Source organism: Spirosoma jeollabukense (assembly GCF_054777855.1).
In genome coordinates this window covers 671020-689838 of the sequence record NZ_BAAHAD010000002.1, presented here as the reverse complement: position 1 = coordinate 689838, position 18819 = coordinate 671020, and the positions used below count along the sequence as shown (strand labels likewise).

At 50.0% G+C, this 18819-nt stretch carries 14 protein-coding genes; 8 read left to right on the top strand and 6 right to left on the bottom strand.

The features are described 5' to 3' along the window. Positions 1-3 precede the first annotated feature (3 nt). Positions 4-1356, bottom strand: coding sequence for a magnesium transporter (gene mgtE, locus ACYVEA_RS11260; RefSeq protein WP_461113521.1), 1353 nt, complete (start codon positions 1354-1356; stop codon positions 4-6). A 56-nt stretch (positions 1357-1412) separates the two neighbouring features. Next, positions 1413-2207, bottom strand: a complete 795-nt coding sequence (gene rsmA, locus ACYVEA_RS11255) for a 16S rRNA (adenine(1518)-N(6)/adenine(1519)-N(6))-dimethyltransferase RsmA (protein WP_461114072.1) — start codon at positions 2205-2207, stop codon at positions 1413-1415. A gap of 473 nt (positions 2208-2680) precedes the next feature. Between rsmA and ACYVEA_RS11250 the strand changes: the two genes are divergently transcribed. After that, on the top strand, positions 2681-3259 hold the full coding sequence (locus tag ACYVEA_RS11250) for an LOG family protein (protein WP_461113520.1): 579 nt from the start codon (positions 2681-2683) through the stop codon (positions 3257-3259). A 146-nt stretch (positions 3260-3405) separates the two neighbouring features. On the opposite strand, the gene ACYVEA_RS11245 is transcribed toward ACYVEA_RS11250, so the two are convergent. Further along, positions 3406-5211, bottom strand: a complete 1806-nt coding sequence (locus tag ACYVEA_RS11245) for an Ig-like domain-containing domain (RefSeq protein ID WP_461113519.1) — start codon at positions 5209-5211, stop codon at positions 3406-3408. A gap of 169 nt (positions 5212-5380) precedes the next feature. Between ACYVEA_RS11245 and ACYVEA_RS11240 the strand changes: the two genes are divergently transcribed. The 7 genes from ACYVEA_RS11240 (at position 5381) to ACYVEA_RS11210 (ending at position 16113) form a co-directional block, all read left to right on the top strand. Then, positions 5381-6877: a hypothetical protein gene (locus tag ACYVEA_RS11240; RefSeq protein WP_461113518.1), complete on the top strand. Its 1497-nt coding sequence runs from the start codon at positions 5381-5383 to the stop codon at positions 6875-6877. Positions 6878-6980: 103 nt separating this feature from the next. Further along, the gene (locus ACYVEA_RS11235) at positions 6981-7424 is read left to right on the top strand and encodes a hypothetical protein (protein WP_461113517.1); all 444 of its coding nucleotides are present in this window, start codon (positions 6981-6983) and stop codon (positions 7422-7424) included. Between the two features lie 110 nt (positions 7425-7534). Next, positions 7535-9025 carry a hypothetical protein gene (locus tag ACYVEA_RS11230; protein ID WP_461113516.1) on the top strand — a complete coding sequence of 497 codons (1491 nt, stop codon included), beginning with the start codon at positions 7535-7537 and terminating at the stop codon, positions 9023-9025. Between the two features lie 108 nt (positions 9026-9133). Further along, the gene (locus tag ACYVEA_RS11225) at positions 9134-12571 is read left to right on the top strand and encodes a hypothetical protein (RefSeq protein WP_461113515.1); all 3438 of its coding nucleotides are present in this window, start codon (positions 9134-9136) and stop codon (positions 12569-12571) included. Between the two features lie 81 nt (positions 12572-12652). Further along, entirely contained in the window at positions 12653-14005 is a 1353-nt protein-coding gene (locus ACYVEA_RS11220; RefSeq protein ID WP_461113514.1) for a hypothetical protein, read from the top strand. Next, positions 14005-14580 (top strand): retropepsin-like aspartic protease family protein, encoded by a 576-nt coding sequence (locus ACYVEA_RS11215; RefSeq protein ID WP_461113513.1) that lies wholly within the window; start codon positions 14005-14007, stop codon positions 14578-14580. Before ACYVEA_RS11220 ends, ACYVEA_RS11215 begins: the two co-directional genes overlap by 1 nt. A gap of 102 nt (positions 14581-14682) precedes the next feature. After that, the gene (locus ACYVEA_RS11210) at positions 14683-16113 is read left to right on the top strand and encodes a WG repeat-containing protein (RefSeq protein WP_461113512.1); all 1431 of its coding nucleotides are present in this window, start codon (positions 14683-14685) and stop codon (positions 16111-16113) included. Between the two features lie 130 nt (positions 16114-16243). Here ACYVEA_RS11210 and ACYVEA_RS11205 read toward each other — a convergent pair whose 3' ends face one another. Genes ACYVEA_RS11205 through ACYVEA_RS11195 form a run of 3 tightly spaced genes read right to left on the bottom strand, consistent with a single transcriptional unit; the run spans position 16244 to position 18434 of the window. Beyond that, complete coding sequence (locus tag ACYVEA_RS11205) at positions 16244-17080, bottom strand: hypothetical protein (protein WP_461113511.1); 837 nt, start codon at positions 17078-17080, stop codon at positions 16244-16246. A 25-nt stretch (positions 17081-17105) separates the two neighbouring features. Beyond that, positions 17106-18092, bottom strand: a complete 987-nt coding sequence (locus ACYVEA_RS11200) for a hypothetical protein (RefSeq protein ID WP_461113510.1) — start codon at positions 18090-18092, stop codon at positions 17106-17108. A 6-nt stretch (positions 18093-18098) separates the two neighbouring features. After that, positions 18099-18434 (bottom strand): PKD domain-containing protein, encoded by a 336-nt coding sequence (locus ACYVEA_RS11195; RefSeq protein WP_461113509.1) that lies wholly within the window; start codon positions 18432-18434, stop codon positions 18099-18101. Positions 18435-18819 lie beyond the last annotated feature (385 nt).

Here is an 18819-nt window from a genome sequence, read left to right as displayed (position 1 = left end):
TAATCAAACCTCTGCCAATAACCACTGAGCGATTAGGAAATAGACACCAATACCAATCAGGTCGTTGGCTGTTGTGATAAACGGCCCCGAAGCCACAGCCGGGTTGATGCCAATTCGATTCAGAAGCAAGGGGGTTACGGTACCCATAAACGACGCCAGCAACACCACTGCCAGCAAGGATGTGGCTACAACGAAAAACAGCCTTGGTTCGCCAATCAGGAACGTGTATGTTCCGGCAATTAAACCTACCACCAATCCATTTAAGAGAGCGACCATCAACGTACGGACCAGCCGTCGGCCCAACGTAGTACTCAGGCCCGACGTATCGGCCAGACTTTGCAGAATCAGTGATGACGTTTGGATACCGACGTTGCCGCCTGTTGACCCAATAATGGGGATGAAAGCGGCCAGTGCAGCAATTTTGCCCAGCTCACTCTGAAATCCGTTGATGACCGTGGCCGCCAGTAAACTCCCAACCGCTCCGGCTACCAGCCAGGGCAATTGCACTTTCGAGCGTTGCCAGACGCTATCATCTTCTTCTACCTCGCCCGATAAACCCGAAATAACCTGAATGTCTTCTTCGGCCTGTTCGGTAATCACGTCCACTACGTCATCAATTGTGATTCGCCCCAGTAATCGCTGTTGAACGTTCACGACCGGAATAGCATCCAGGTCATATTTCTGCATTACCTCGGCCACCTCGGCCACAGGCCGATACGTTTCCACAAACACTACGTCATCATCGTAGATATCAGCGATCTTGGCATTCTTGCGGGCCAGCACAATTTTCTTCAGAGATACCAGCCCAAGCAATTTGCCCAGATCGTCTACAACGTAAACGGCATATACATTTTCGACATCTTCGGCTTGCTGACGGATTTCTTCAATGCAGGCATTGACGGTCAGATTGACGTTGATCCGAATCAACTCTTTCTGCATCAGACTACCCGCCACGCCGTCCTCGTAATGTAGTAAATCCAGAATGAAGCGAGCCTGTTCGCGATCTTCGAGCAGCCCAATCACTTCTTCGCGCACCTGAATGGGTTGCTGATTCAGTACGTCCACCGCGTCATCAGAATCCATCTGGTTGATGAACGGAGCAATCTCGGCCGACGAAAACAGCTTCAATAGATTCGTTCGTTCAACTGGGTCGAGGTTCGCCAGGATTTCGGCACCCACCGATTTGTCCAGCAAACTCAGCAGGTAATGTGCTGCTTCTGGCTCCAGCTCATCCAGAATCCCGGAAATATCAGCCGGAAATAACTCATCCATCTCAGCACGTAGCAACGTATCGTCACCCGCGTCGATGGTCGCCTGAATATGGTCAAGATAGTCTTTAGTGAGTTCGAACGTCATAAGGTAAGTGAAGAGTGAAGAATGAAAAGTGAAGAGTAATGTCTATTCTTCACTTTTCATTCTTCACTCTTCATTAATATCGTTAGCGCAACGAACTCTGCCACACTTAACTGCTCGGCACGTTTATCCATGAAGGGACTAGCGAGCGCTTCGTCGGATGGATTGAGTGGCTTAAGCGCATTACGTAGGGTTTTTCGGCGTTGGCTGAAACCATGTTTAACCACTTGTGTAAATTTTCTAAAATCGCAACCGAGGTCGGTTACGTTGTTGCGTCGAAGGGAAATCACGCCCGAAAAAACCTTTGGTGGGGGGTTAAAAACCTCAGGATCAACGGTGAACTCATATTTTATATCGTACCAGGCCTGCAACAGCACACTCAGAATACCATAGTCTTTATTTCCCGGTCCAGAGGCTACCCGCTGGGCCACTTCGCGCTGAAACATCCCCACAATTTCGGGTACCCGGTCGCGCATGTCCAGTACCTTGAAGAGTATCTGAGTCGAAATGTTGTAGGGAAAATTACCGATCACGGCAAATGGCTCGGTGCTGTCAGCTTTTTTGGTTGGCAAATAATCCGGGCGGATATTCAGAAAATCGGCGGAGAGAATACGTCCCTCCAGCGCCGGAAAATGCTGCTTCAGATACTCCACCGACTCGCGGTCAATCTCAATCACATACGTATCGAACCGGCTATCCTGAAGTAAGTATTGAGTCAGAACACCCGTTCCTGGCCCGATTTCGAGTACTTCTTTATACGATCCATGTCCGGTCAGGAGTTCGGCAATTCGTTGAGCAATACTAAGGTCTTTCAGAAAATGTTGACCGAGTTCTTTTTTAGGCTTTACGTACATGATACCGGTGGTTTTGGTCGCTTCGGCGATCCGCCACAAAGGTACGGGCATTGGGCAAATTATCAGTGACAATCCACCGCTCTGGTTGGCTACTGTTTAGATTGGAGAAAATAATCGGTTGGTTTCGCACTACGTATTGCCGGGATCAAATCAATATTAGTAGCAGCGGGATACGTTTCCAGGTAGCTAATCACGTTATGAATTAGCTGGCTCAACCTCATATTTTCAATCAGCTATTAAATCATTCTTTAAAAAAGAACAAGCTAAAAATACCAATCCCTTAATAGTCAGGCAGTTATTTGTTGATAGCTGACTATTTTGTAAATAAGCCCTAGTAAACTATACATTTGCTTCGTGTGATACGTTGCGTCGACGATCCAAATTGATAGGAAAACCTAAGCCCAACCAGATTTCCTATCGACTGAAGTAACGTCCCAAGCGTCATCCATGACCGAAATAATATAGATAGAGATATGAAAATTTGTGTTTACTGCGCATCGAGCGCCAAGGTGGATAAAACCTATTTTGATGCGACAGAAAGATTAGCTGTTGAGTTTGTAAAGGCTGGCATTGAAGTAGTTTATGGAGGTGGAGCCATTGGCCTGATGGGCAAACTTGCAGACACGATCATTGAAAAAGGCGGGAAGATAAAAGGGATCATGCCCAAGTTTATGAATGAAGTGGAATGGGCGCACAAAAAAGTCATAGACTTCGAGTTTACCGATACAATGCACGAAAGAAAAGCAAAATTTTTAGAGGATATTGACGGGCTGGTGACGTTGCCAGGAGGAAGCGGGACACTTGAGGAGCTATTGGAAGCCATAACTCTCAAACGGCTCGGTCAATTCACAAAACCAATTGTCATTTTAAATACCAACGGATTTTATGACCCACTGCGGGCTATGCTTGAAAAGTGCGTCAGTGAAAATTTCATGCATGAGAATCATTTAGCGATGTGGTCGTTTGTCAACCATCCTGAAGACGTTATCGAAAGCCTTGCCAACGCAGCCGTTTGGGACAAAAGTGCGATAAATTTTGCCACGAATAAGTAGTCATTCCATACGCCCACATAAGCTTCAACGTCCAGGTTGTGACCGGTATAGAATATTCCTTAACAGATAATTTTTTACTTGGTAGTGACGCACAGGCAATAGCATCGACGCTACGGTAGTGAGGCAACGCAGATGCGCTGCCCGTATCAGAAATCAATATCGGTCAGCTCAAAATTCTGCTTCACCCGAATAATACCGCCCTCCTCCATGCCGGGGCTATAAATCATCCGTTCGGGCTGGATGCCTTTCTGCACGTTGCCAATGTCGCGCTTTCGGTTGGCGTTGGCGTCAATAATGAGTCGGACGCGGTACTGCCCCGGCTTGAGTCGCCCGAAGCTGTAGTTTAACGTACCATACGACGATCGAATAACTTTATATTTTTCATCCAGCAGTTCTACGATAAAGTTTTTCCCCGCCGAGCCAACGGTGGTCGGATTGATATGGCCCGCAATCAGGCCGTAACTATCTTCTTCGGCAATGAGGTATCGGGTAGAATAGCGCGCCACCGTATCGCCCTGAACACTGATGAAAGCTCCCTTTTGCAGCCGAAAGAGCAGCGTATCCTTCAGATTTGTTTTCTGCTTTATCACCAGACGGCTAAAATTATTACTCCAAATCAGGCTCTCCGGCGTGAGCTTGAACGGCTTCGTGCTGTCGGGTCCAATAACGATGAGGTCTGTGCTCCACTGGAAGACAGGCTTATTGAAGACCAGCGTAAATTCAAGGTTATTATCAATCGGTTCGTTTGATGGGGGGGTGAGTTGAAACGTTAGCGATGTGCGGTTTTTAGCTCTCGTTTTCAGGGGCGAAAAATAAATACGCTCCCTCAGTTCCGTACTATTACCCACCGAATCGATGGCCGTTATGACCGTATAAAGTGTATCGCCCGCAGCCCGGTTGGCCGGTCGGTACAGCCGTATCATTTTGGGATTTTCCAGAAAAGAAATCAACGTATCATTCGCGGAGGCAGACGACGTGGCCGATGTGGTAGGCGTTGTAGCTGGTGCCGTTGTTGTGGAGACGGCCGACGTGGATGCGGCTGTTGTAGACACAGCCGACGTAGATGCAGTTGACGTAGACGTTGCTATCGTGGAGGTGGCTGTGGTGGAGGCCGTTGCTGTATACGCAGCTTTACCATACTTAACCGTGTAGCTGGCGATGCCGCTGCTGAGTTCCAGCCCAAGTGTTTCGTCGGTACGTTCGCGTCGGCTGATCCGTGGTTTTCCATATCCCCGAAAAGCGACCAGATTTACGTCCGTATAATTGCGGTTCAGGTTGAGTACGCTGTCCCGAAAGGCCACTCGTTCGCCGGGGGTGTTGTTCACCAGGTTCAAATCTTTATCATCGAAGCCATAAACTTTATACGGCCCAGCCTTCACGTTTTCGATACGAAAATTGCCGCTGCTATCCGTGCGGGCGAAATACTGAGGGCGTTTTCGATTGATCGGCAACGTATCGGTCGAGGCAAACAGGCCAACCACAAACCCTAAAATCGGCAGTCGACTTTCATCATCAACTATGTTTCCCGTCAGATAAAGCGAGTCAATAGTTGGCCCGGTACTAAAAACAACTTTGGTATTTTTGGCAATATTTCGTTCGGTGATGTCTTTGATTCCATCGGCAAAATCAATGGTATAGGTTGTGTTTGGCTGGAACGGTTTGTTGAAATTCAGCCGGACGCCCAACGGCAGCGATTTCACTACGTAGGTGTTACTGTCCTGGGGCGTAATGGTTATTTTCTGCTGGAGGTTTTCGCTGTTGACATATTCATCAAATTCCAGTTCAACCGACTTGCCAGTATAATTTCGCTCACGGGCGGCAGGCATACTGCTTACCAATTTCGGAGCCAGTGTATCTTTTTTACCACCCGGTGGTTGAGCCACCTGAGCGCAGTTCTGAAGAAGAATGGGAAGAACCAGTAAGAAGCCTACTACGAGGTGGCGAAGCGTCATGTTTGAAGTAATCACACTACAAAGGTAAACGTCCGTTCATCGTTAAACCGTACCGATTGACATAAAATGGCTGGCTGCTTCGTTACGTTCTATAGTAATTTAAGAAATTTTAAAGGTTTAGCAATTTGGCCACCCTCCTGTTGCTCCCAAAATCGCCAAAAACACATTCATGATCCACCCCCGTTTTTGTTCGTTGTTGCTCCTTGCTGCGTTGGCTGGCTGCTCTAGCTCAGTCGATAAACTAGACGATCAAATCAGCGACGCGTTAAGCAACGATAATGCTATTGATGTCACGGAAGCCGATGCTCTTCGGGTATTTGTTGGTCAGGACAGCAAAGAACTCGGTAAGGACAAAAAAACAGCCGCCATTTTAACGCCCGATGGCAAAATTGATGAGTCAGCCCTGCTTGCCTACATTAAGCGCAACCGAACGTATCGAAAACTGGCGAAGGAAGGCAAAACGCCCACGGTTTCTTTATCGGGCACGGTGGCTTCGGCGAAACCCTTGCGGCTGAAACTTTACCTGGAAGCCAGTGCCAGTATGTTTCCTTACGACGCGCCCAGCGGCAACGGCGCCTTCAAACGGACGCTCAACGACGTACTGACGGAATTCGACGGCATCAATCCCGGTCAGGGTAAATTATTTGTGGTGAATACCGAAGTCAACGATCTGGGTCTGTCGCTCTCACAATTTTTTAAGGAGAAAGACATTTTCACCGTCGCCAAAACCAAAGGAAAGACGACCAGTACCAACTTCGAAGGAATTTTCAGCGAGATACTACGTAACACATCCGGTGACGACATCAGTGTGCTGGTATCCGATCTGATCTACTCCGACCCCAGCCTGGCTGGCATGAGTGCCCAGAAAACGCTCGACGCGGCCAGTTCGCTGCTCACGACGGTTTTTAACCCCTATGCCAGTACACACTCGATGCTGGTTATAAAGCTAAAATCTGACTTCGACGGCACGTATTACAGTTGGAACAACGCCAAGAGAAAATACGCGGGCGAGCGTCCGTATTATCTCTGCCTGATCGGACGGAACGAAACGATGCAAAAACTCTATCAGGATCAAACCTACCAGACAATTCGTCGTTTTGATCAATTGCCGGGCTATGCTGATTCGTGGTTCTTTGGTCGCGACGCCAAAACGACAACGCCTTTTTATTCGATCCTGGTGAATGACCCGGCTAAAAAAGGGCGTTTCAAACGCTCCGACGAAGAAGTGCGCAGTCATGCCAAGGCTATTCACACGCTCGATAACGTAGAAGCCGATGTTACGGACAAAACCCTAACCATTCCCGTGGCGGTCGATTTGTCGGCCCTTCGGTTGCCAGCAAGTTTGCTAACCGATGCGAGTCAATACGTAGTGGAAGGGAAAGATAATTTTAAGGTTTCGTCGGTACAAACCTATTCCGGAGCAAACGGCACCACGCACAAACTCCTGCTGAGTACGTCCAAGCCAGCCCGTGGCGAACGGACGGCCACCATTCGGTTGCGTCGGCAATTTCCGCCCCGCTGGATTGCCAACACCAACACGACCAACGATGCCTCGCCCGACGCCAATTCGACGTTTGGGTTACAAAATCTATTGCAGGGCGTCGAACGAGCGTACAATCCCAATAACCAAACCGAGTATTTCACGTTGACTATTACATTGAACTAATGGTTTAATGTATTCGGTTTACGGCGTTCCTTCACAAGGAAGCTTGCGTACCAGGCAACCGTAAACCAGAAACCGTAAACTATAAACCACCAAAACTCCAAACATGGAAGAGTCACTTTATAATTTTTACAACCTGTTTGTCAACGGCAGCCTGCTCGAAGATTTGTATCAGGAAGAACTGCTGTCACCCATGACCTGGACGGCCATCGGCATTGCCTTCGTGGTAGCCATTGCTTTCTACATCTGGCCGTTTAACAAAGTAAGTTTCAGCGGTATGAGTCATTGGCTCCTGATGACGGCCGTCAGTTCGCTACTATTATTCATCATTACGTTGGTAACCTGCTACCAGAAAGCTAATCAGGATATTCCCCGCGACGAAGCAGATACCAACCAGGGTACCCTCTTCGATCAGGGTATCAGCGTATTTTTAAGTTACGCGTTCGAGATGGCACTGCTAACAGCCCTCATTTTCTTTATCATCTCGATGATTATGAAGAATTTCAGTAAAAACGCAAAACACCGGCCTATGCTCTGGCCATCAAAGTAGTCTACGGTTTTCAGTTGCGGTTCCCCGCCGGGACTGGCGCAACACCTATTTATGCGCCAGTCCCGGCGGGGAACCGCAACTGAAAACCGTAAACAGCAAACTATATATTTATGGCTAAATTATTTGTCTTCGCCATTGGCGGAACCGGCTCACGGGTGCTGAAAGCCCTGACTTTTTTGCTGGCGTCGGGCGTTAAAATGAACAATACGGATGAGGTGATTCCCATTATCCTGGACCCTCACGCTACCAACGACGACCTCCTCCGAACCAAAGATCTGCTACGTGAGTATGGCAACATCCGGGCGGGGCTGCAAACCAAACCAACATCGGGTTTTTTCGGAACTGAGATCAAAACCCTTAACCGGTCCATTGGTGGCAATGCTACTATCGCCGATACGTATGTTTTTGAGCTACAGGGCGTTCAACAGGAAAAATTTCGGGATTACATTAATTATGAAGGGCTGGATGGCCCCAGCAAAGCCTTTGCCAGTCTGCTGTTTTCGGAAGAAAATCTGGAGACCAAAATGGACATTGGCTTTGTCGGGAATCCGAACATTGGCAGTACGGTGCTCAACCAGTTTCGCTATTCGGATGTGTTCCAGGCCTTTGCCGAAAACTTCGGAGCTAACGACCGGATTTTTATCGTCAGTTCTATTTTTGGCGGCACAGGTGCGGCTGGTTTTCCCATTCTGCTTAAGAACATCCGGGGAGCGCAGGCCATCGGTCAGATTCCAAATCCGGCGTTTCTGACCAACGCCAAAATCGGCGCGGTTACAGTTATGCCCTATTTCAGCCTGACCACCAGCGATAACAAACTGATTGACCCGGCCTCGTTTATCGCCAAAACGAAAGCCGCCCTCAACTATTACCAGAAAGGGGTTAATCCAGCAGTCAACGCGCTCTATTACATCGGTGACGACCAGACGAAAGCCTATACCTACGACCCCGGCGCGGGTGGTCAGAAAAACGAAGCGCACTTTGTTGAGATGGCTTCGGCTTTAGCCATCGTGGATTTCATGAACACGGATGACGCCAGTCTGGCCGTTGCCAATGGCCGACCCACGAACCCGGTTTATAAGGAATTTGGTATTGAGCAGGATGGCATCAGCATTCAGTTGGGCAATCTGGCCGGTGCAACTAAGCAGATCATTAGTCTGCCCCTGTCCAAAATGGCGCTGTTCAGTACGTACCTCAGCCAGCGGATTCGTCAGGCGGCAGGCACGGTGCAATGGTCTAAAGCCAATCCTCAAATTTCGACCTCCTTCCTGAATTCGGGTTTCTTTAACAGCGTCAAAAATTTTGATGCGGGGTTCCGGCAGTGGCTTTCCGAGATGCGCGGCAACAAACGTTCCTTCGAGCCTTTCCTGCTCGATGCGGCTAATCTCGGCCACACGGTCCGCGGTTTCGAGCCAAAAAAGAAAGGCATCTTTGGTGGTGAGTCCGATGTAAAATTAGACATCGTCGACGACCTTGATCAAACGCTTAACAAGACTGCTGAAGGAAAAGCCTACGGCAGCGAATCAGATAAATTCATACAGCTATTTTCGGAAGGTACCGAACAGTTCGTTCGTGATCGTCTCCCAAAAGTGCTTGACTACTAAAAAAGTTTACCGTTTTCGGTTTACCGTTTTCAGTTGGCTGACGCAAGAAGTGCTTACGCGTCAGCCAACTGAAAACGGTAAACCGAAAACGGTAAACTGATAAAAAATATGCCAACAACATTCAGCTTACATAATCCTACGCCCGGTCTACACTGGTACGTTAGTAAACCACTTGGTACTGACCAGATTGCAGCCATCCGTGACCCACAGGGTGGCCAGACCGTTAAGCAGGCAACTTCTATTCCAAGCCCTTTCGCGCGGATGGATCTGGTACGTTCCGCTTTCCTGAATCTGGCGCTCAAACCCGACCTCAGCGGTACTATGAACGACCAACGCGTAGTTTCAGACGCGCTCGATGTGGGCGAACTTTTTTTTAACTACGACAAGCTCAAGACCTACGTTACCATTACTCCATTCGACATTCGCACGGATCTCGAACGGCTACGGCAGTCGAGCAGTCAGGGGCACAAACGGCTTGGCGATGCGTTGAAACTGTTTCTGGATCAGGATGCCGCTGAATATAATTTCAACGCCATAAATCGTTTGTTTGTCCTCAGCTATCGGGGCCGGGTTGTGGGGGGTACGTCGCCCAAGACCTTGTTTTTCAGTTCAGGCAATGACCTGAGTTGGGTCGATGTGTCGATGGGAAACGACCGTTTATTCGATCATTCGGTATGTCCACTGCACCAGCGCGATATTGAATACCAGAAATTCTGGTACGCCATCAAGCTATTTATGCCCAACTTCCGCGACCGATTCCGGGAGGTGGATGATTACCTGAACCGCAGTCGTGCGTTGCTGCAACAGCAAAATCCTACCCTGTTCTATGAACATATCGAGTCGCCCAACGGCCAGCCGTTGCTGACGCGCGAAAAATTCGACCAGGATTTTGATGAATTGACAACCGGACCAGGCGATATCGTTGAAGTGCTGGGCTTCCCCCTCCGCAAGAAAAAATCGGATGTGCGGGCTATTGATCAGGTCAGCGATTTCATCATTAAATCCGACAAATATGCCCGGCTGAATCCTGGCCAGCCGCGCCCGATGGCGTTACAAAATCGCTTTTTCCGGCAGTTTACCTACGTACCACAGGCGCAGTGGAATTCCAATACGCCTATTCCCTATTTTGCCCGTGAGTCATGGCGGGAGAATCAGCGCCCGTTGCCGGGCCAGCCGGGAAATTACCCCTGGTTAACGGTCAGCGATTTACTGGAACCCTATCTGATCCGGCTGCCGTTCCCAACCGATCGGGGCCGGTTCTTCGACGGAAACCTGCAAACGTCGGCCACCGACAAAGGATTTCTATTACCGCTGAAAAAGGATTTCTTCGACTTTTTCGATGTAGAGGATTTACTGAATGGGCGCGTTCGGCTAAAAATGACACCGCAAGGTGGCGGTATCAACGTATCGCTCGACATTCCGGTTACGGCGCCTAATCAACCCGGCAACCAGTTCGTGACCTTCGAGCGGCTTTATAGCCCGAGCGTTGGCACATCTACAGCCCCTAATGAGCTGACCAACGAAGGAATCATCATTGAAAATTCCTTCACGGTCAACATCTATCCGTTTGTCCGGTCGGGAGCCGTTACGGTGCCTGCCGACTACCGGGTTCAACTGATCGAGTCGGGTTTCGATAGTCAGAACCAATACGAACTCTCGTATTACGGGCAGTTGAATAACACCGAACTGAAGCCCGAGTCGAAACATCAACGTACTGTTCGTCAGCAGAATACTGATGGATCGAGTGTTTACTACGTATTGCGGCAGGAATTCGATTACCTGCAAACCCACATCCGCGCCGATGGTCGCGACATGAATGGACTGTTGATTCCACGCTGGCAGTTATACAACGGCGGCAGTAAGCAATTTTCGTTTTCGGTGGATTTTGGCACGACAAATACTCACATCGAATACAGCGTTGATGGCCAGACACCCCGGCCATTCGACGTAGCTGAACTCACACCCCAAGTCGCTACGTTGGTGGCTCCGGCTCAATACAATCCGGCGCTGTTCGAGTTGTTTTTGCTGTATGATCTGGAGTTTGTACCGCCTACAATTGGTCCCGGTCGGCCAGATAACTTCCCGACGCGCACGGCGATTGCAGAGCCCATGAACCTGAGTTTCAATCAGCAAACGCAGGCGCTGGCCGACTTTAATATTCCGTTTTACGTGGAGCGGCAACCGGCGGGTTCCAACCGCATTACAACCAACCTGAAATGGGCCAAAACCAGCGATCAGACCGAACGGCGCGTAGAGGCTTTTCTGGAAGAGTTGCTGATGCTGATTAAAAATAAAGTGCTCACCGAAGGCGGTAACCTGACCCAAACAACGGTGTACTGGTTCTTCCCGGCCAGCATGACGCCCGGTCGCGTGAGCCAGCTACGTGCCGATTGGCAGGAGCTTTATGACCGATACATTGGCGGGGCGCCAGGCCGACTGCGCGAGGTATCGGAGTCGGTAGCCCCATTCTATTATTATAAGCAAAATCCCACTCTGAGCGCATCAGCGCGGCCGGTTATCAACGTCGATATTGGCGGGGGTACGTCCGATGTAGTCGTGTATGAACGGAACGAACCCAAGCTCCTGACTTCATTCCGGTTTGCGGGAAACGCCATTTACGGCGATGCGTTCAGCGAGTATGGTGCAGCCAGTCATAACGGCTTTGTCAGAAAATACGCTGATAAAATTCAAACCCTGCTGGCAAGCCAGAGCCTCGGTAATTTAAGCGATAACAACCGGCGTATTCTGGAAACCAATCGTTCGGAAGACATCATGGCCTTCTGGTTTTCGATCGAGAAAAGTAACGACGTGAAGGCTAAGAGCATGCTCTCGTTCAACGGGATGCTGGCCAAAGACGAAGATCTGAAAGTGGTATTTGTGCTGTTCTACACGGCCCTGATCTACCACATCGCGCGGCTGATGAAGCACAAAGGCATTAGCCTGCCGGGGGCCATTACGTTCAGCGGTACGGGCTCCAAGCTCCTGACAATCATCAGCTCCGATGATCAGATGCTGGGTAAACTGGCGCGGGCGATTTTCGAAAAAGTATATGAGCCTGCTACCTATGATACGAGTGGTCTGACACTTTTCTACGAACGCAAAGGACCGAAAGAGGTAACCTGCAAAGGCGCGTTGATGCAGCCTGCCAACAGCCGCCCCGTTGATACCGAAGCGATTAGCTACATTTATCCGGCTACCTTCAACGACGAATTCCCGAAACTCACTTACGCCGACCTACGGAAGCCGGAAGTCATTGACTCGCTCTTGAAAGAAACCAACGCGTTCATTGATTTCTTCTTTGCACTCAATCAGCAGTTTAGTTTTGTCAGGAACCTGAACGTATCGGCGCGGTCGCTGGCCATAGCGCAGCAGGAATTACGGACACATCTGGATACCTCACTTATGGATGGCATTCAGCGGAAAGAAGGCGACGTAGCAGCCGAGTACAGCGGTATGACCGATGCTCTCGGCGCTCCCATTGAGGAAACGCTGTTCTTCTATCCGCTCATTGGCGCCATAAATAAGTTAGCAAACGCATTGGCATAAACGTAAGGCTTGATCAAGTCGGACTATATCTGGCAACACGTGATCAAGCCTTAAACTACTTAACCTATAGCTGACAATTTTATGCTAAAACTATCGTGTATAAGCTTCGTCGGACTACTCGCGTCGGCTTCGTTGGCGTACGCGCAAAACGCGAATCAGGCTGCGGTTGATACGTTGACGAAAGGCGTAGCAAAAGCCGTATTTGCGGAAATCAAGCAGCCCAAAGCCCAGGAAATCTATGCACAATTGCTGGCCTGTGGGGATGGCTGCGACCCGCAACAGGTGATCCGGGGCGTTGGAAGCTGGGATCAGGTGGGGGCCAAAATGCAGGAGCTGAGTGAATTGAAAAATACGGCCCGCTTCATAGCCATGTCGCCCGCCGACGCGAACGTAACGATTCGGAAACAGTTCACTCAGTTCTATACGAAGTACAAAAATGACAAAAACTACGGCAAGCCGCTTAGTCCGCCTGTCCAGGCTATTTTGCTGGCCAAAATTGACGCCCTGCTGCCACCCAATGCTACGTCGGCACCAGCACCAGCGGCCGCTGCTGACCAACCCGCTTCGGCTTCGGCAGCACCTGAGCAATCGAGTGTGACGCCGGTGGCCCTTCAGATCAGCCAGTTAGAACGGAAGGTAAGAGACGAACAGGATAAACAATTTTGGATGATACTTGTAAGCGCATTTGTGGGATTGCTGGCGGGTGCCGCAGCCGTTTATTTCCTGGTGTATCGGGCAGCACGGACCGAAATACAGGAATTGCTGTCTGAAAATAAACGGTTAAGTCATTCGCTGGACGTAGCACAACGACCTAAACCAACCAACGAGTCCCGGCAACCACAGAATGATTACCGGCAAAAAGCCAATGCCTATGACGCCATTCGGGCGGAATTGGGTACGAATATTGATCCGTTAGTGGCGATTCGGCAATTAAGACAGCAGGCAATCAGCTCAACGCCAGTCCTTACACCTTCTGTACCTGTAGCGGCTCCTGAACGTACCGAACCGGTTATAGACACGCCAGCAGTGCCGGTATCCGCTCCTGTTCAGTCCCAGTCAACGCCTGTTCAGCCCGCTAATACGCCCCGCTCGGAGGTGTTTTATTTCCCGCCACCCGATCCGAGTGGCCAGTTCGATAACGAGCAGAAATCCAGCACATTATCACCTGAATCAGCTTACCGCTTCAGCGTCGATGCTGCCCGTAAAGAGCAGGGCAGCGACCAACCAATCGTAGCTTCCTTTCGGTTTGAGGCCGAACCCGGACGGGTGGCTCGTTTTCTGACGTACCGCAATTACATGATTGAACCCGCCTGCGAAAGTGAGAACAGTTATTTTGCCACGCACACACGTATTATCATGCGCCGGGACGGTGAGGCTGTGCTCGAGAATGGCGTGTGGCGTGTGAAGAAAAAAGCCCTGATTCGCTACGAATAATGACAAGACTATTCATCGCATGCCTTCTTTTAGGTGGTTCTGTCTACCTCTCCGGTTGTTCTGGCTGCTCGCGTTCGGGTAGCCATCAAACGCACCGGACTCGACGTAGCACCACCGACTCCACAAAGAATGGAGGCAGTCAGCCCCCAGCTACAGTACCAAAACCAACGTTGACACAAATTGGCAGTGGCCCCACGGAAGTAGCGATGGAAAAGGAAAACGGCGTCTATAAAGTGCCGGTTATTGTTAATGGCGTGTCGATGAAATTCATCCTGGACACGGGTGCCAGTTTGATTTCCATATCGGCCACCGAAGCTGAATTCATGGTCAAACAGGGTGCCCTGACCGACAATGACATTATTGGACAATCGAAGTTTCAGGATGCGAAGGGTGATATTTCGCCTGGATCGGTTATTCGGCTCAAATCGGTACAAATCGGTGACCGGGTTCTCGAAAACGTGACGGCAAATGTTGTCAGTAATGCAAAGGCGCCTTTGCTGCTGGGTCAGTCGGCTCTGTCGCAGTTTGGTAAAATTTCAGTGGATTATCGACGAAATATGGTGACGTTCGACTGATTTTCTGTGTTTGCGTAAATGATGTGTGTTATTTTGTTGTCGTAACGGTAAAACGTCCCGATACACATTATTCGTAAACAAGCTCACCCGCTCACATTCTCAATGACAGAAACCGAACTGACTGACCGCCTTCGCGAAGCTATTGTTCTCGACGGCCCCGACGTTTGGCGGAGCAATGGCTATCTTCAGGATGCCCAGCAGGCGGGGCTCCCGCTGGCCGATGCGCTGAAACGAGCGAACGAAATCAGCCAGGAAGTAGCGAATAATAATCTGCTGTTTCAGAACATCCAGGCACGTATTGCCCGACTGGCCCAGCCCTCACGCAGTCAGTTTATCGAACAGGATCTGAATCAGATTGTCAATGCCGCTACGTCGCTGAAACTCTCGCCCGACTTTGTCAGAAACAAGTGGGTGCCCACCGTTTTGCAGCGATTAGCCGCGGCTTCGAAACCAGAACCGGCCGAACCCGTTAGTACACCTGCTCCTTCAATCGTATCTGAACCTGTGGATCAGGTTGATACGTATGAGCAATTAATTGAGCGTGAACCCGAACCTCCCAAGCCAGCTGTTAGTACGCCGGAGCCAGCCAAACCCGTTGAACCCGTTATTGAGCGAGCAGTTCCTGTTTCGTCACCTACGCCCGTGTCACCCGTGATCGACCGGCCGGTAGTTCCACCAAGTCCGCCCGAGCCTCCGCCCATTGTTCGGTCGTTTACGGCGACACCCGCCCGCATAAAAAAAGGCCAGGCAGTAACACTCGCCTGGGAAGTAGAGAATCTGCTGGCCGTCACCATCGACGATCTTGGCGAAGGCTTATCACCGAGCAATCGGGGCTGGGTAAAGCCGCTCAAAACAACGGATTACACACTTTTCGACGCGAATGACAATCCCCTCAGTACGGTTCGTGTGGAGGTGATCAAGCCCGACCGAAGTGGCGTGTATGGCGTCCTGTTTGCCCTGGCGTTGCTGGCCGCCATCTACTGGTTCATCAAAAGCAACAACACGCCCGAACCGGAACGGGAGCCCAAAAGCAAAACCGAACAACCGACCAAATCGTCGAAGAAGAAACGGGGTATGAAAACGACGAGCGTGCGTCGGCAGGACCCCGAACCAACACCAGACGTAGCAACAACTTCAGAAGCAACGGCTACACCGACAGAAGCCGCCAGCGAACCAATCGCTACGTTGCCCGATGTTAAAAAAAAAGAGTTGACGACCAGCAAGCCTGCTGAAGAACCCCTCGGACCTGAAGAACCCGTAACGAAACCCGCGAATCCAACCGATGCTCGTCAGGGTAAATACGTAGAAGCCTTCGGAAACAAACCCTACGACAAGGTAGAAGTAGGCCCCGACGAACAGGGATGGCGACGCGCCCGAAGCCACGGTCGCTGGGGGTACGTCAATGAATTTGATGAATGGGTTATTCGACCCGAATTTGAAGCTGTAACCCCGTTCCGCGGCAACACTGCAGCCGTTTTTATCAACGGACAGCTAATCACCATCAACCGGTTGGGGGAACAAGTAAGAAATTAAAAATAGTCGTAACGGGGTCGCCCGTGCGGCCGTAAATCAGTAGTTGCCAGTAACTGACGTTGGCGGCTACTGACTTATGACCCATGACCCATGACCCATGACCCATGACCCATGACCCATGACCCATGCCCTAAAGCCCAATCGTTACACTGAGTTTCTGAAACGACGTCCAGTAGCCTGAACTTGTCAGGCCGATACCATTGCCTGAAAGAAATCGAAAGGGATAAGGGCTGCTACGTATTTCCCGATCATTTATAAAAAAATGCAGGTAATCGCCCCGACGTCGGATCATGAGTCGGTTACGATTTTTTTCAACGGGCACACCGGGAGAAAAAAACTCGCCCGGCATATAGTCACTAAATGTTTGCCCATTGGCCTCTCGTTTTATCGACACTTCGCCCCTGGCATTCAGCGTGAACGAGCAGAAATTAAGGGAGTCTTTTACGCCAAACAACAGGCCGCCGGTAGGCACCTGCCCTGAATCGGCCAACACATCGGCCCTAATCGTAAAAACGTCCGCATTATTCAGGTTAATCGTTGGGGGCAAGGGCACGGAGCTAAACGCTACACGTCGGGTATTCACATTCCGTTTCCGGATGCTATACGAACCCAGGCCGATCTGGTAATGATAATCACCTAAATAACCCGCTTTCCAACGATTGCGATTGGTAACAAAATCACCTGTAAAAGCCGGGCGAAAACCAGGCACGGATACCGTCGATGAAGCAACAGGCGTTGTAGCAGTCTCAGGCAATACGGGTTCCGCTGACTCTGCTGAAGGACGGGGGGGAGCCTGCGAAATGCCAACGGGCCGATTATTTCCCAGGCGGGTTGTTTGCTTAAATACCACCTTTTGCCAACCGCTGGAAGCCGAATAAATAACTGATTTGGGACGTTGTCCCACTGACTGGGTAAGACTACCGAGCCATAGCAACGTAACAAAACCAGTTGTAAGAAATAAGCGCATGGCGAAATTGGTAGTTGAATTCATATTAAAACGAATACCGGGCAACAGCCGTTAGTTGGCCGGCCTGGAGTCCCGGCCATACCGTAATGGATGACGCTTTCTGCAACTTCGTGTTACGAATGCCCCTGATAAAAGTGAATATAACATCGGCCGCAGCCAGCACCATAGCACCCCGCGTAGCCAGGAAATAGCGCTGATGATGCGTATTAGCCGTTTGGTAGTACGGTTCGCCAGCCGTCATGTTTTTCTGTACCGAATAGACAGCATACTCATCCTGCGACTTTTGCCGCTCCATTAACCCATACACGACTAAACCGTAACAACCCACCGTCAACAACGGCCGTATACCTACTTTAGGTCTGGGTGTCTGTACAAAAATATTGCCGATACCAGGCGCTATGGCCGATAGCAATGCCCAGGCTGGCCCTACATAGCGCGTTTTTTGCTGACGTTCTTCGCGGGCGGGTAATGGTTTGGTTTGAACAGGTTGCGGGGCCGGTTCGTTCGTTTGTTCTGTCACCGAAACAACAGGCTTTTCGGGCGTTACAGGCTTCGGCTCATTCACAGATTCCATCACGGTGGATGGTGTTGTGGGGGCCGTTTCTACTTTTGGTGCGGTTACAGGAGGTTGCGAAGCCGCAATGGGTACTGGTGGCGTAGGTTGATTAGCCGTTATGGGCGAACCGGTTTTGACAAGCACCGTAGCCCGGATTTCTTCATTCAAGGCATAACCATTCGCCAGCGCGTCCCACACGATACGTCGTTCGGTGCCGCTGGTAATTTGCTTACCTACATCCCCCCGAACAAACTCAGGTGCAATCTGCAGGTTTCCCCGCAACCGGCTCTGTACATTAAAATAGATTGAGTCGCCCGGTCGAATCGTTAGCAGGTCGTAGCGAATCTCGAGTTGCGATGAGTCAATTACCCATATCTGAACATGACTAACGCGTTCCTGAGCCCATCCCGGCAAGACTAAAAATAAACCCAGAACAATAACTAAAAATAGGCGCATAACAGGTTAATTATGGACGGTAATCTGCTTGGTGATTGTAAATTTATCGTCGCACGAATTGGCGATTGTTAGCGTAACTGTATACGTGCCCGCTTTGTCGTATGTATAGGTCACGCGCGTGCCAACACGGCCAATTCCTTTACCATCGCCAGGATCCCAACCAACCGCGCCAATATCCCCCTGTGGACCGTCGAGAAAGAAGGTAACGTCCAGCAAACCAGCTGTATAACCAATATTTGCCGCTGGTTTTGCGCATACCGGGAAGTTTTTTCTGGTCAGATCGAATGGCTCACAAGCCATCATTACGAACAGGATCAACAGACAGATAGAACTTTTTAACATGGTTTTGGGAGGATACGTAGCAAAATAAGCAATACTTGGCAATTCACGAACCATTTCACTTTAGATCCACTATTCGACTCCAGCGTTCGCTTTCAAATACTACATTATTTCGAGCTCTGCTATTTTAAGACTTTCACTCGGAGCCGTGCCACGGTTTTTCATGACGCTTAATGAACCGTGGCACGGCTCCGAGTGAAAGTCCTATATTTAAAGATCATCAATGTTTCACCTGAGTTGATGGCTATGTCCTACGATGGAAGGCCAGAACCTGACGGTTTAAAATAGCGTTTTAACCTACGTAGTAAAGGATAATTTAGTCAGTAAGCACTACTTATTTGACAGTAAATCGTCTACTTACTGAAACCCATTGTCATATAATTATCAG

Bases quoted from the DNA above. Each gene is read 5' to 3' on its own strand.
- ACYVEA_RS11235 (WP_461113517.1), top strand. From the start codon at position 6,981: ATGGAAGAGTCACTTTATAATTTTTACAACCTGTTTGTCAACGGCAGC.
- ACYVEA_RS11230 (WP_461113516.1), top strand. From the start codon at position 7,535: ATGGCTAAATTATTTGTCTTCGCCATTGGCGGAACCGGCTCACGGGTG.
- ACYVEA_RS11200 (WP_461113510.1), bottom strand. From the start codon at position 18,092: ATGCGCCTATTTTTAGTTATTGTTCTGGGTTTATTTTTAGTCTTGCCG.
- ACYVEA_RS11250 (WP_461113520.1), top strand. From the start codon at position 2,681: ATGAAAATTTGTGTTTACTGCGCATCGAGCGCCAAGGTGGATAAAACC.
- rsmA (WP_461114072.1), bottom strand. From the start codon at position 2,207: ATGTACGTAAAGCCTAAAAAAGAACTCGGTCAACATTTTCTGAAAGAC.
- ACYVEA_RS11240 (WP_461113518.1), top strand. From the start codon at position 5,381: ATGATCCACCCCCGTTTTTGTTCGTTGTTGCTCCTTGCTGCGTTGGCT.
- ACYVEA_RS11245 (WP_461113519.1), bottom strand. From the start codon at position 5,211: ATGACGCTTCGCCACCTCGTAGTAGGCTTCTTACTGGTTCTTCCCATT.
- ACYVEA_RS11220 (WP_461113514.1), top strand. From the start codon at position 12,653: ATGCTAAAACTATCGTGTATAAGCTTCGTCGGACTACTCGCGTCGGCT.
- ACYVEA_RS11210 (WP_461113512.1), top strand. From the start codon at position 14,683: ATGACAGAAACCGAACTGACTGACCGCCTTCGCGAAGCTATTGTTCTC.
- ACYVEA_RS11195 (WP_461113509.1), bottom strand. From the start codon at position 18,434: ATGTTAAAAAGTTCTATCTGTCTGTTGATCCTGTTCGTAATGATGGCT.
- ACYVEA_RS11225 (WP_461113515.1), top strand. From the start codon at position 9,134: ATGCCAACAACATTCAGCTTACATAATCCTACGCCCGGTCTACACTGG.
- mgtE (WP_461113521.1), bottom strand. From the start codon at position 1,356: ATGACGTTCGAACTCACTAAAGACTATCTTGACCATATTCAGGCGACC.
- ACYVEA_RS11205 (WP_461113511.1), bottom strand. From the start codon at position 17,080: ATGCGCTTATTTCTTACAACTGGTTTTGTTACGTTGCTATGGCTCGGT.
- ACYVEA_RS11215 (WP_461113513.1), top strand. From the start codon at position 14,005: ATGACAAGACTATTCATCGCATGCCTTCTTTTAGGTGGTTCTGTCTAC.